Origin of the sequence: Paenarthrobacter sp. CAP02 (genome assembly GCF_040137855.1) — a bacterium.
Taxonomy (GTDB): Bacteria; Actinomycetota; Actinomycetes; order Actinomycetales; family Micrococcaceae; genus Arthrobacter.
In genome coordinates, this window is the sequence record NZ_JBEEII010000007.1 from 1 (window position 1) to 12953 (window position 12953).

General features: G+C 64.2%; 14 protein-coding genes. 2 read left to right on the plus strand and 12 right to left on the minus strand.

The annotated features are described in order from the left end of the window. Window positions 1-241: 241 nt before the first annotated feature. The 3 genes from groL to ABHM97_RS13180 form a co-directional block, all read right to left on the minus strand. Complete coding sequence (gene groL, locus ABHM97_RS13170; protein ID WP_235517053.1) at window positions 242-1855, minus strand: chaperonin GroEL; 1614 nt, start codon at window positions 1853-1855, stop codon at window positions 242-244. An 84-nt stretch (window positions 1856-1939) separates the two neighbouring features. Beyond that, the gene (groES, locus tag ABHM97_RS13175; protein WP_011775524.1) at window positions 1940-2236 is read right to left on the minus strand and encodes a co-chaperone GroES; all 297 of its coding nucleotides are present in this window, start codon (window positions 2234-2236) and stop codon (window positions 1940-1942) included. A gap of 192 nt (window positions 2237-2428) precedes the next feature. Further along, window positions 2429-2791, minus strand: a complete 363-nt coding sequence (locus ABHM97_RS13180) for a hypothetical protein (RefSeq protein ID WP_235517056.1) — start codon at window positions 2789-2791, stop codon at window positions 2429-2431. A gap of 67 nt (window positions 2792-2858) precedes the next feature. On the opposite strand from ABHM97_RS13180, the gene ABHM97_RS13185 reads away from it, so the two are divergent. Continuing rightward, window positions 2859-4085 carry a THUMP-like domain-containing protein gene (locus ABHM97_RS13185; RefSeq protein WP_349471094.1) on the plus strand — a complete coding sequence of 409 codons (1227 nt, stop codon included), beginning with the start codon at window positions 2859-2861 and terminating at the stop codon, window positions 4083-4085. 3 nt (window positions 4086-4088) lie between these two features. Here the strand turns inward: ABHM97_RS13185 and ABHM97_RS13190 are convergent, their stop codons facing one another. Genes ABHM97_RS13190 through ABHM97_RS13200 form a run of 3 tightly spaced genes read right to left on the minus strand, consistent with a single transcriptional unit; the run spans window position 4089 to window position 6244 of the window. After that, entirely contained in the window at window positions 4089-4901 is an 813-nt protein-coding gene (locus ABHM97_RS13190) for a shikimate 5-dehydrogenase (protein ID WP_349471096.1), read from the minus strand. A gap of 39 nt (window positions 4902-4940) precedes the next feature. After that, complete coding sequence (gene ykgO, locus ABHM97_RS13195; RefSeq protein ID WP_011775528.1) at window positions 4941-5063, minus strand: type B 50S ribosomal protein L36; 123 nt, start codon at window positions 5061-5063, stop codon at window positions 4941-4943. Between the two features lie 29 nt (window positions 5064-5092). Beyond that, a complete protein-coding gene (locus ABHM97_RS13200; protein ID WP_349471098.1) occupies window positions 5093-6244 on the minus strand; it encodes a GTP-binding protein in 1152 nt (383 codons plus the stop codon). 182 nt (window positions 6245-6426) lie between these two features. On the opposite strand from ABHM97_RS13200, the gene ABHM97_RS13205 reads away from it, so the two are divergent. After that, on the plus strand, window positions 6427-7578 hold the full coding sequence (locus ABHM97_RS13205; protein ID WP_235517064.1) for a glutamate--cysteine ligase: 1152 nt from the start codon (window positions 6427-6429) through the stop codon (window positions 7576-7578). 59 nt (window positions 7579-7637) lie between these two features. Here the strand turns inward: ABHM97_RS13205 and tsaD are convergent, their stop codons facing one another. The 6 genes from tsaD to ABHM97_RS13235 all read right to left on the minus strand — a co-directional run bounded on the left by tsaD (window position 7638) and on the right by ABHM97_RS13235 (window position 12942). Beyond that, the gene (tsaD, locus tag ABHM97_RS13210) at window positions 7638-8795 is read right to left on the minus strand and encodes a tRNA (adenosine(37)-N6)-threonylcarbamoyltransferase complex transferase subunit TsaD (protein WP_349471101.1); all 1158 of its coding nucleotides are present in this window, start codon (window positions 8793-8795) and stop codon (window positions 7638-7640) included. Next, complete coding sequence (rimI, locus tag ABHM97_RS13215; RefSeq protein ID WP_257371272.1) at window positions 8792-9262, minus strand: ribosomal protein S18-alanine N-acetyltransferase; 471 nt, start codon at window positions 9260-9262, stop codon at window positions 8792-8794. Before rimI ends, tsaD begins: the two co-directional genes overlap by 4 nt. A gap of 14 nt (window positions 9263-9276) precedes the next feature. Then, window positions 9277-9948 carry a tRNA (adenosine(37)-N6)-threonylcarbamoyltransferase complex dimerization subunit type 1 TsaB gene (gene tsaB / locus ABHM97_RS13220; protein ID WP_349471103.1) on the minus strand — a complete coding sequence of 224 codons (672 nt, stop codon included), beginning with the start codon at window positions 9946-9948 and terminating at the stop codon, window positions 9277-9279. Beyond that, window positions 9948-10532: a tRNA (adenosine(37)-N6)-threonylcarbamoyltransferase complex ATPase subunit type 1 TsaE gene (tsaE, locus tag ABHM97_RS13225; protein WP_349471105.1), complete on the minus strand. Its 585-nt coding sequence runs from the start codon at window positions 10530-10532 to the stop codon at window positions 9948-9950. Before tsaE ends, tsaB begins: the two co-directional genes overlap by 1 nt. Continuing rightward, the gene (gene alr / locus ABHM97_RS13230; protein ID WP_349471107.1) at window positions 10529-11779 is read right to left on the minus strand and encodes an alanine racemase; all 1251 of its coding nucleotides are present in this window, start codon (window positions 11777-11779) and stop codon (window positions 10529-10531) included. The genes tsaE and alr overlap by 4 nt, the downstream gene beginning before the upstream one ends. A 68-nt stretch (window positions 11780-11847) precedes the next feature. Next, the gene (locus ABHM97_RS13235) at window positions 11848-12942 is read right to left on the minus strand and encodes a carbohydrate kinase family protein (protein WP_349471109.1); all 1095 of its coding nucleotides are present in this window, start codon (window positions 12940-12942) and stop codon (window positions 11848-11850) included. Between the last annotated feature and the right edge of the window lie 11 nt (window positions 12943-12953).

Genomic DNA, 12953 nt, shown 5'->3' on the forward strand with positions numbered 1-12953 from the left:
ACAGGCGGAACGTGAGAGAGCGTCAGGCCAAAACAGGCGGAACGTGAGAGAGCGTCCCTGCCAAACAGGCGGAACGTGAGAGAGCGTCGCTGCCAAACAGGCGGGACGTGAGAGAGCGTCCCTGCCAAACAGGCGGGACGTGAGAGAGCGTCGCCGCCAAAAGGGTGGAACGTGAGAGAGCGCGCACAGCAAAAAACCCCGGCCACGAATCAACGTGGCCGGGGTTTTTGGCGCAGACAGCTTAGTGCTGGTGACCTGCGTGTGCGTCTTCGTCCTCAGCCGGCTTTTCGGCAACCAGGGTCTCGGTGGTGAGAACCAGGGCAGCGATGGAAGCGGCGTTGCGGAGTGCGGAGCGGGTGACCTTGACGGGGTCGATCACGCCAGCGGCGATCAGGTCCTCGTACTCGCCGGACTTGGCGTTGAAGCCGTGGTTGGCTTCGAGCTCGGAGACCTTGGCCGTCACTACGAAGCCGTCGAAGCCGGCGTTCTGTGCGATCCAGCGGAGCGGCTGAACCAGTGCGCGGCGGACAATGCCAACAGCTGCTGCCGCGTCACCTTCCAGTGCCTTGACGGCCGGGGACTCGTCCAGCGCCTTGAGGGCGTGGATGAGTGCGGAACCGCCACCGGAAACGATGCCTTCTTCAAGGGCTGCACGCGTGGAGGAAACGGCGTCCTCGATGCGGTGCTTCTTTTCCTTCAGCTCGACCTCGGTGGCTGCGCCAACCTTGATCACGCCGATGCCGCCGGCGAGCTTGGCGAGGCGTTCCTGCAGCTTTTCCTTGTCCCAGTCGGAGTCCGTCCGGGTCAGTTCGGCACGCAGCTGTGCAACGCGGTCGGCCACGTCCTGGGCGGAGCCAGCGCCGTCCACGATGGTGGTGTTGTCCTTGGTGACCGTGATGCGGCGTGCGGTACCGAGTACCTCGAGGCCAACGGAGTCCAAGGTCAGGCCGAGGTCCGGGGAAACAACCTGCGCGCCGGTGAGCGTGGCGATGTCCTGGAGCATGGCCTTGCGGCGGTCGCCGAAGCCCGGGGCCTTGACGGCCACAACGTTGAGCGTGCCGCGGATGCGGTTGACGATCAGCGTGGAAAGGGCTTCGCCTTCGATGTCTTCAGCAATGATGAAGAGCGGCTTGTTGGCCTGCAGAGCCTTCTCCAGAAGCGGCAGGAAGTCCTGCAGCGAGGAGATCTTGCCCTGGTTGATCAGGATGAGGGCGTCCTCGAGGACGGCTTCCTGGCGCTCAGCGTCGGTGACGAAGTACGGGGACAGGTAGCCCTTGTCGAACTGCATGCCCTCAGTGAGGACCAGCTCGGTCTGCGTGGTGGAGGACTCTTCAATGGTGATGACACCGTCTTTGCCCACCTTGCCGAAAGCTTCGGCCAGCAGTTCGCCAACCTCGTCGCTCTGGGCAGAGATAGCGGCAACGTTGGCAACCTGGGTGCCTTCGACTTCGCGGGCGTTCTCCAGGAGGCGGGCAGCCACGGCTTCAACCGCAACCTCAATGCCACGCTTGATCTCGCCGGGAGCGGCGCCGGCTGCAACGTTGCGCAGGCCTTCCTTGACCAAGGCCTGGGCCAGCACGGTAGCCGTGGTGGTGCCGTCGCCTGCGACGTCGTTGGTCTTGGTGGCTACTTCCTTGGCCAGCTGTGCGCCAAGGTTCTCGTAGGGGTCGTCAAGCTCGACTTCGCGGGCGATGGTGACGCCGTCGTTGGTGATCGTGGGAGCGCCCCACTTCTTGTCCAGCACGACGTTGCGGCCGCGCGGACCAAGCGTCACCTTGACAGTGTTGGCGAGCTTGTCGATACCGGCCTCAAGAGACCGGCGGGCAGCATCGTTAAAAGCAAGCTGCTTTGCCATGGTTGTGTCCTTTCAAGACAGAAAACCCGCACCGCTGACGGGTCGGAATGATTCCAACGCGGCGGCGGTGCGGGCTCCGGGAAGTTACTTTACGACGATCGCGAGGACGTCGCGGGCGGACAGAACGAGGTACTCGTTGCCACCGGTCTTGACTTCGGTTCCACCGTACTTGGAGTAGATGACGACGTCGCCAACAGCTACGTCAACCGGTACGCGGTTTCCGTTGTCATCGAAGCGGCCGGGGCCGATTGCAACAACTTCGCCTTCCTGCGGCTTCTCCTGTGCGGAGTCCGGAATAACCAGGCCGGAAGCCGTGGTCTGCTCTGCTTCGAGCGGGCGAACAACAATACGATCCTCAAGAGGCTTAATCGAGACCGACACTCGGACTCTCCTTTTCATGAGCTGATTCATGGACTAAGAACTGGGGTGCCGGGGCGTGCAACCGTCGTCGCGGTGCCGGAGGAACGCCTGGCGTGGTTAGCACCCTCCGGGGGAGAGTGCTAATAAGACTCTATGTAAGCGTTAGCACTCGGTCAAGGTGAGTGCCAGCATTTCGTCATGGGTGAACTCCGGTCACCTGCCGGTGAGGTCGTCCAGGCCGTAGTCCTCGCCGTCGTCGTCCCCATCCACGGGGGCATTGCCGCGGTTCCGGTACAGCACCACTGCGGACAGGACAGCCACGACGCCGGAAATCACCAAGCCGATGATCCCGCCCATCCAGGCGCCGCTGTAGAGGTCACGGATCTCCCGCGCCTCGTCAGTGGCATCGTTGACACTCTTGCCGGTGACGGAGTATGCGGCAGCATTGAAGGAGTCCAGGGCAAGGATGATGATGAGCAGGGCTATGCAGACCACGGCTATCACGATGCCCGCAATAAGTGCGGGACGGGCATATCTGGTGATGCGGGACGGCTGTGCGGCTGCGTTGTCTTCCATGAAAACAACCCTATCTGGCTGATTCCCAAGTCACGCTGTCATATCCTGCGACGTTAGGCTTGATCCCATGCCTCACGCACCGCAGGAACAGATCGCGCCCTTGCTGACCACCGAAGGATGGGAACTTCTTGCCTCACTTGGGCCTTACAAAGAAGCCGCCGCTTTCAGCGTCAACGCCGACCTCCGGAAAGCGGGCCACTCCCCCGAACTCGTCGCTGCCGTCCTGACGCAGTCCCGCCTCCGGACCCGGGCAGAGGCCAAGTTCGGCGAATTTGCCCGCCAAATGCTGTTCACCCAGGCCGGGTTGGAGCAGGCGACCCGGTTGAACGTCGCCGCCCGGCACGCCGAGCGCTTTGCACAAGCCGGCGTTTCGCATGTCGCGGACCTCGGTTGCGGCCTGGGAGCTGACTCGATGGCCATGGCGTCCATGGACATCGCCGTGACTGCCGTGGAGATGGACGAGACGACTGCTGCCTGCGCCACGATCAACCTGATCCCCTTCCCGCACGCCACAGTGGTCCATGCGGACGCTACCTCCGTTGAGCTGGACGGTATCGATGGAGTGTGGCTGGATCCCGCCCGACGCACCACCTCCACCTCCGGAACAAAGCGGATCTGGGACCCCGAGGCCTTCTCTCCCCCTTTGTCGTTCGTGGAAAACCTGGCTGCCACGGGCCGCGCCGTTGGCGTCAAGATGGGTCCGGGCATCCCGCACGATTCGGTGCCCGCAGGTTGCGAAGCTCAGTGGGTTTCCGTCGGCGGCGATGTCACCGAGGTCACGCTGTGGTTCAACGCGGTGGCGCGCCCCGGGGTACGGCGCGCAGCGCTGGTCCTCGGCAGCCAGGGCGCTGCCGAAATCACCAGCGGCGAGGATTTCGACGGCGGTCCGGTAGCCGCCGTCGGTCCGGTGGAAGGATTCCTGTACGAACCGGATGGGGCGGTGATCCGCGCGGGCCTGGTGGCCGATGTCGCTGAACGCCTCGGCGGTCACTTGGTGGACGAGCACATCGCCTACATCTGCGCCCCGGCGTTACACGACACCCCGTTCGCCCGCGCCTACAAAGTGCTTGAAGTCATGCCGTACAACGTCAAGGCCCTGAAAGCCTGGGTGAAGACCAACGGCATCACTGTGCTGGACATCAAGAAACGCGGTACGGCAGTCACCCCAGAAGAGCTGCGGAAGCAGTTGCTTCCCGCCAAGCCCGGCAAGGGCCAAGCGAAAACAGCCACCCTGGTCCTCACCAGGATCGGCGAGGAGCGAGTGGCTGTCGTGGTGAAGCCGGTCACTGCATAGCAGTCAGCGGCGCGAGAATTCAGAAGCTTCGCGCACCTGGCCGGGGGTCGGACGCACCCCTGTGTAGAGGACGAATTGTTCTTCGGCCTGGATGGCGATGACTTCGGCGCCCGTGATCACCGGTTTGCCGGCTGAACGCGCAGCGGTGATAAGCGGCGTCTCGGAAGGCAGCGCAACGACGTCGAATACCACCTGCGCGGCGGCGATGGTGGCATCGTCAAAGGACTGGGCGGTTTCATCCGCGCCGGCCATCCCCAAGGGTGTGACGTTGATGATGAGATCCGCGGTGGCTCCGTTGACGTCGTCCTGCCAGCCGAAACCGTAGAGGTCGGCGAGGGCGCGGCCGGCGGTTTTATTACGGGCCACGATGGTGACGGCGGTGAAGCCCGCGTCGCGTAGCGCTGCCGCGACGGCCTTGGCCATGCCGCCCGCTCCACGGAGGAGCACGGTGTGGCTGCTGGGGACCTCATGGTCCTTCAAGAGCCGCGCTATGGCGATGTAGTCGGTGTTGTAGGCGGTGAGGACACCGTCGTCGTTCACGATGGTGTTCACCGAATCAATGGCTTTGGCCGACGGATCCATCACGTCAACCAGCGGGATGACGGCTTCCTTGTAGGGCATGGACACCGCGGCGCCCCGGATGGGGAGACCGCGGATGCCCGCCACCGCGAGGGTGATGTCAGCCGGTGCGAACGCCTTATAGACAAAGTTCAGGCCGAGCAGATCGTACAAATAATTGTGGAACCGGGTGCCGATGTTGCTGGGCCGGGCCGCGAGCGAAATGCACAGGGACATGTCTTTGTTCAGGATTGGCATCCACCCATTAAACAACGGACTGTCGGCCCAGCACCGGGATCAGCCCTGCCGCGCCTTCATCCGCGGGTTGTTCTTGTTGATGACGAAAGTGCGTCCACGCCTCCGGACGATCTGCGCTCCGGGGATCTTCTTGAGCGCACGCAGTGAGTTCCTGACCTTCATGGTGTTTCTCCTTTTGTTGGTGGTGCGGATCAGAGGGCGTCGCTGAGTTCCAGGGGATCGTCCCAGACGCCGAAGTCCAGTTCCATTTCCGCCTCCGTCAGCTGGCATTCATCAAGGAGGCTGCGGATTTCCCCGGCATCGATGTCATCGGAGCGCCCGGTCAGGGCCAATACCGTGCCTCGGTCGCCGTGGCTCGGATGCCAGTCAAGGACAGAGTCGACGTCGGCAGCCGGCTGCCCTGCGGACGTGCCAGCGGGTGCCACGTCGGCCGAATCCGCGAGCCATTTCCCGGTGCTTTCGAGCCATACCCTCGGTCCGATTCCCTGGACGGCGATCCGCGTGGCGGGAGCAGAGGCAATCCATAGCCGGCCACGCATCCAATGCGTACCCGCGGCCAACTGTGGCAGTGCATCACGGAAGCGGCCCGGATGCAGTGGGCGGGGCGCTTTGTGAAGCACCGTCCGGAAAGAACCTGGCGTTTCACTTGCAGGCACACGCACGACGCCGGGACGGTTACGTGCCGCTGTTTCGGCCTGGTCGAAGCAGCCCGGACGGTAGGGGTCGGCCGCACCGACGACAGCGGCATGCGGTGCCAATTCGACGAGCAATTCCATGCCGGTCGCCCATGACGCCGATCCTTCAGGGTGGGCCCCTGTCAACGTTGCGCTCAGTCCCGGATACACCATGACGGTGTCCACGTGGCCGAACTCCCCGATAAGGAACTCACCGCTGGTGCGGTCATCCTGCGGCATGGACGTGAAGCCGGACTCGAACAAGGTGTGGCGGTCCCAGATGTGGTCATCGAGGTCTGCGGGGTCCAACGCCAACACGGCATTGTCGATGACAGCCGGGCGGCTGAGGCCCTGGCGAAGCCCGGCAACGGCCATCCCGGCGGCGACGCCCGGCGGCAAGCCAAGCACAACATGGTCGAAGCCGCATGCGGCGAGGCGTTCCGCCGTCGGTACGACGTCGAGCCGAACGGTGCAGCTGAGGCAGCTGTGCTCCAGGACTTTCGTTTCGCGTTCAACCAGGCGTCCATCCCGGTAAACCCTGCGCAGGACCAGCGAACCATCCAGCAGGTCATGGAGAACCACAGCCGAGTTGGCGTGGGTTCGACCCAACCTCCCCGTGGCTGCTTCCCGGCATTGGCTGTCGAGGGAACTGACGACTGTGAGATGCATGCGTTCATACTAATGAGAATCATTCTATTTAGCAAATGACGGCTCATTGTGGGCCTGGGCCCCTCGATATCACGGGTGTTCCGGCTGCATTAGACTTGATTCGACCGCTGGCGGCCCCGCAGCGGGGAATCGTGTCCGGCTGACACAACACAAGGCCGGAAAGTACAAATTGAGGGGACTACGTGCAGATTGATTTTGCGCCATCCAGGCAGTCGACACTGGGTGTGGAATGGGAGTTGGCGCTCGTCAATGCACGCACCGGGGAACTGGTATCGGTCGCAAACGATGTCCTGAAGGGCGTCGCCGCGAACCATCCGGACCTCAATGAGGACGACGAACACCCCCATATCAAGCGCGAACTGCTGCTGAATACCGTGGAGCTTGTCACCGGGATCTGCGAAACGGTCAAGGACGCCAAAGAGGACCTCAGCCGCTCACTTGCAGCTGTCCGCGAAGTCACCGACCCCATGGGCGTTGAGGTGTTCTGCGCAGGCAGCCACCCCTTCAGCCCTCCCCTGCTCCAGCCTGTCACGGACAAAGAGCGCTACGCGAAGCTCATTGAGCGGACCCAATGGTGGGGACGCCAAATGGTCATCTACGGCGTCCACGTCCACGTGGGCATCGATCGCCGGGACAAAGTCCTGCCCATCCTCGATGGCCTGGTCAATTACTTCCCGCATTTCCAGGCATTGTCTGCCTCCAGCCCCTACTGGGCAGGCGAGGAAACCGGCTACGCCTCCCAGCGGGCCCTGATGTTCCAACAGCTTCCCACGGCCGGGCTGCCCTTCCAGTTCGAAACCTGGGAGGCCTACGAGTCCTACGTCCAGGACATGTTCACCACCGGGGTTATCGACGCCACCTCGGAAATCCGATGGGATATCCGGCCGGTCGCCAACCTGGGCACCATCGAAATGCGCATCTGCGATGGCCTGGCCACCCTCGAAGAAGTTGGAGCCATCGCTGCACTGACCCAGTGCCTGGTGGACGAATTTTCCTCCATCCTGGACGCCGGCGGCAGCATTCCCACCATGCCACCCTGGCATGTGCAGGAGAACAAATGGCGTGCCGCCCGCTACGGCATGGAAGCCATCATCATCCTGGACGCCGACGGCAACGAACAGCTCGTCACCGAGCACCTCGCGGAAACAGTAGCCCGGTTGGAACCGGTAGCTGCCAAGCTGGGCTGCTCCGAAGAGCTGGCCGACGTCCTCCGGATCATCGAGCGCGGCGCCAGCTACCAGCGCCAACGCCGCGTCGCAGCCGAGCATGACGGCGACTTGAAAGCAGTGGTGATGGACCTGGTGCAGCAAATGCGCAAGGGCCCCGACGCCTAACTTCCGGCTTGGTGGCATGCCTGGGTTAACACCCCGGGGTCAATACCCTTTGGGCTGGATTACGCCTGGGCAGGCAGGGACACCGAAGTGACCGGCATGGACGAGTCCGGCGCGAAGGCAAGACCGCTCGGCCCGATGCCCGCCATGATCAACTGCGAACCCAACGCCGCCACCATGGCGCCGTTGTCAGTACACAGGTCCAAGGGCGGGACGTGGAGGGTGATCCCGGCTGAGGTACAGCGCTGCCGGGTCAATTCGCGCAGCCGCGAGTTCGCCGCGACGCCGCCGCCCAACAGGACATCGGTGATGCCGTTCTCCTTGCAGGCAAGGACCGCCTTGGAACTGATGACATCCACCACGGCTTCCTGGAAGGCCGCCGCAATGTCGGCCACGGGCACTTCCTCGCCTCGGGCCTCGAACTGCTCCACACAGCGGGCCACGGCTGTCTTCAGTCCACTGAACGACCAGTCGTAGCGGTGTGGGCCCTTGTCCTCGGCGGTCCCCATGTACTTGGGCTGCGTCAGTCCCCGCGGGAAACGGATGGATTTCGGATTACCCTGGCGGGCCAGCTTGTCGATGGCGGGGCCACCGGGATAGCCAAGGCCAAGGATGCGGGCCACTTTGTCGTAGGCCTCGCCGGCCGCGTCATCGATGGTTGAGCCCAGCAGCTCAACGTCGTCCGTGATGCTCCTGATCCTGAGGATCTCCGTGTGGCCGCCCGACACCAGGAGCGCGCCAAGGTTCTCCGGCAACTGACCGGCGCCCAAGCCGGCCGCAGCACCAGCGCCCAGGCCGGCGGCAGCACCGGCGTCGGGCTTTCCATCAAGCAGGCCGACGCCCACGTGGGCCACCAGGTGGTTGATCGCGTACAGCGGCTTGCCGGTGGCCAGAGCCAGAGCTTTCGCGGCACAAACGCCCACCATCAGGGCGCCGGCAAGGCCAGGTCCTGACGTGACTGCAATGGCGTCGATGTCCTCCAGCGTGACACCGGATTCATGCAATGATTCCTGCAGCGTGGGAACAAAGGCATCCAGGTGGGCGCGGGAAGCGATCTCGGGTATGACACCACCGAAGCGCACATGCTCGTCCATGGATGAAGACACCGTGTTGGTCAGCAACGTGGTCCCCCGGACGATCCCGACACCGGTTTCATCACACGAAGACTCAATGCCGAGTACCAGCGGCTGCTTCAGTTCCTGCGGAAAAGTCGCGGTCATGCCGGAGCTCCTTCAGAAGAAGTGGAATCGGTCAGCGGGAGGCGCATGATCAGGGCGTCGGTGCCATCCCGGTAATAGCGCGGGCGGACGTGGATCTGTTCGAACCCGAAACGTACGTACAGCCTCTGGGCGCGCGGGTTGTCCGCGCGGACCTCCAGGAGTACGTCCGCGGCCCGGCGGCGCCGCGCCTCCTCGATGAGTTCGGTCAGGACCGCTGAGCCAATGCCTTGGCCTTCGAATTCAGGCACGACGGCGATCGTCTGGACATCCGCGATGGGCTCGATGCACATCAGCCCGGCGTAGGCCACGATCTCCCCTGCGACCTCTGCCACCACGTAGCGGCGGGTCTCGGGTTGGGCCAATTCGTCGAAGAACATCTGCAACGGCCAGGCATCCACGGGGAACAACCGACGCTCCAACGCCTCGACCACGGGAATATCGGCCTCGGTCATGTCGCGCAGCAACATCTCAGCGGACCCGGTCACAGCGCACGCTTCCGGGGGCCCGGGACCTGGGCGTCCGATTCCCGCAGGTAGAGGGGCGTTGAGTCGAGGAGCGACTGTCCCGCGGCGAGCCGGGCCAAGGCGAACTGACCCAGGGATGCGGCGTTGGGCTGTGTTCCGGCGAAGTCCGGGTCCGCGCTGAGGACGTCGGCGTACAGACCTGCGCCTGCCCCAAACACGGGCAAGTCCGGCAGCTCAGAGGCGAAACCCACGTGCGGCCCGTCCACGAGTTCCGGGAGCCGGCCATCGGTCACGGTGTACCGGGCCCAGTAGACCTCTTTGCGCCGGGCATCGGTAGCCACCAGGAACTCGGAAGCCGACACCGTGGATTCCGCAACTTCCAGGGCAATCGCGTCCAGGCTCATCAGTCCGTGCAGCGGTTTGTTCCACACGAATGCGAGGGTGCGGGCCGTGGCAATACCGGAACGCAGCCCAGTGAAGGGACCAGGACCTACCCCGGTGACGATCGCATCGATGTCAGCTCCGGTAACATCTGCCCCAGCCAAGAGCTTCTCAATGCCCGGTGCAAGGACCTCGGCGTGGCTGCGGGTGTCCTCGGTGGCGAAGGAATCCACCACGCCTTCCATGGCATCATCGGAGATCAGGGCCGCGCTGGCAACAGCGGAGGTGTCAATGGCCAGGATCAGCATCAGTTGCCTCCTTCTTCGGCAGGGTGGGATCCCGCTTCGTCCAGCAGGCCAGGTGCTACGGTCCAGCGGGGACCAAAGCCCCGGAACACAATGGTGCGGGGCTCGTCGTCGTCCTCGGTATCGAAATCCAGGACACCGCCGGTCTCTGCGGCACTGTTGCCGCCCACGGACCTGTGCAAATCGACTTCCAGGCGGCTCTCGGAGAGATGCTCCACCCGGTCCCTGCCCCACTCCACCACTGTCACAGCGGAGTCCATGGTGTTCTCGAGATCGATGTCGTCCACCTCCGCGGCCGAGTCGAGCCTGTACGCATCCACGTGGACCAGATCCGGACCACCGGGCCTGGGACCATCAGGAAGGTTCGGGTGGATCCGAACCAGAACGAAAGTGGGCGAGATGATTCCTGCGCGGACGCCCAGCCCTTCCCCGAGTCCTTGGGTAAACGTGGTTTTGCCTGCACCCAGTTCACCGGTCAGCACCAGGAGGTCCCCCGCTTCAAGCACCCCACCAAGGGCCGCCGCAAGAGCGTGGGTCTGGTCCGCCGTCGTTACCGTGACTGTGCGTTCCCACTGGGGTTGGTTCACAGCGCCGCCGTTTCGGCGTCGACGGCACCTGCAGGTGCCGCTGGACCGGTGGCGAGCTCGTTGACGTAGCTGCGCGGAACCCGGGAACTGATGCGGGTGACAATCTCGTAGTTGTTGGTGCTTGCTGCGGCTGCCCAATCATCCGCCGTCGGACCACCGTCGGCGCCGTCACCGAACATGACAGCTTCCGCACCCTTGAGGGCATTGGCGTCCTCGACTGTCATGGGGCCAAGATCGATCACCATCTGGTCCATGGCGATCCTGCCCACCACGGGGTAGTTGGTGCCGTTGACACGCACGGGGCCGCCCGTGGCAATCCGCGGGACACCGTCGGCGTAGCCCAGCGGCACGAGGCCCAGCGTACTTTCGCCGGTGGTGCGGTAGTTCAGCCCGTACGACACTCCCTGGCCTTCGGGGACCTTCTTGCAATTGGACAGCAGCGTGCGGACCGTCATTGCCGGATGCAATCCAAGGTCAGCGGACGTGGCGCCCTCGAACGGCGAGAGCCCGTACACGCCAAGACCCACACGGACCAGGTCGAAATGCGAGTCGGGGCGGGACAGCGTGGCGGGCGTGTTGGCGATGTGGCGGACCTCGGTGTCCACGCCTGCGTCCTCGGCCATGGCGATCGCCTCACGGAAGACAGTGAGTTGCTCGTCGGTTTCAGGACGGTGCGGTTCGTCGGCCACGGCGAGGTGCGAGAAAATACCCACAACGCGCAGAAGCCCCTGGTCCTGGTAATCCATTGCCTGGCCCACCAACTGGTCCCAGTCCTCGATGGTGCAGCCGTTGCGGCCAAGCCCGGTGTCCACCTTCAGGTGCACCCGCGCCGGCCGTTCCTGTTCCCGGGCAGCAGCTACCACTGCGTCGAGTTCCCAGCCGGAAATTCCGACGTCGACGCCGGCGGCGACTGCCGCTTGGAAGTTGCTTTCGCGGGTGTGCAGCCAAGCCAGCAGCGGCGCATCCACCCCGGCAGCGCGCAAGGCGAGCGCCTCGGAAATGTGCGCGACACCGAGCCAGGCCGCTCCGGCGTCGAGCGCGGCGCGGGCCACTTGGACGGCACCGTGGCCGTAGGCATCAGCCTTGACCACCGCCATCACGGAGGCCGGCGAGGCGATGGCGACGAACTGGCGGACATTGTGCCGCACAGCGTCGAGATCGATCACAGCCGAACGTTCCAGCAGGGCCGACCTTGTTATTGAGGCCTTGGATCCGATCCCGATATCTGCTGCTGCTTCGTAAGTCACCCTAGAGATTCTAGTGGTGCCAGTTGAATTCGGGTTAACTGCGGTGGGCCGCGGCGGGCGTCCGCGCGCTACTGGGCGTCGGACAAGTGGGCGATGGTGGCGCGTGCCCGGCGTTGCGCCTCCGCCGGGATGTCCTTGACGATCGGTTCCAGGAACGCGAAGCGACGGACCCACTGGCTGGATTGGCGCTCCTTGCGCGCGTTTGCCCGGTGCCACCAATCGGCGATGTCACCCCATCCGGGCGCAGCCAGCGATCCTCCGACTTCCTGGACTGCCAGCGAGGCACAGAGGTTCGCGAAGCGCAGCCTGTCCCCCAGCGTCCATCCCGCAAGGCAGCCCACAATGAAGGCCGCCCCAAAACAATCCCCGGCGCCCGTAGGGTCGGAAGCAGAAACCGGCAGGGACGGAACCCACTCCTCTTCCCCGGTTTCCGAATCCACTGCCACAGCTCCTTGCGGGCCAAGGGTCACCACTGCGACGGGCACCCTATCGGCCAGCGAGTACAGGGCAGCCCACGGGTCTGCCTTGCCGGTGAACGCCATCGCTTCGGGCGCATTGGGCAGGAAGGCATGGAAGTTCCCGAGTTGTTCGAGCCGGCGCTCGGACCATTCACCGGTGGGGTCCCACCCCACGACGCCGAAGAGTTTGGTTCCCGCTGTCTTCGCGGCCATCATCCACGGCTCCAGTTCCTCGCCGAGGTCCGCGACGGCGGCGAGCGCCCTGGGTGGCTGCCCCACCAGTTCGGATGCACTGATGGGAGCCGGGTGGCCGTGGGTCACCATGGACCTGTCCTGGTTCACGCACATGGACACCGTGACCGGAGAGTGCCAGCCTGGAATTCTCCTGGACAGGGACAGGTCCACGTGTTCCTGGCTCTCCAATATCTGCCAGTTGTAGTCGCCGTAGCCGTCGTCCCCGAAGGTCGCGGCAAGGTTGGTCCGCAGTCCCAGCCTTGCGGCGGCGATGGCCTGGTTGGCCACGCCGCCCGGGCAGCTTCCCATGCCTTCGCTCCAGACTTCCGTGCCGGGTTCAGGTGCATGCGGCAAGCCCGTGAAAATAATGTCCTGGAACACCGTGCCGGTCAGAAGGAGGTCGCATTGGTGATCGCCGTCAGACCTGACGGCGGCAAGGGGATCGTATCGTCGCTGGGGCATAGCGTCCATGCACGGCAGAC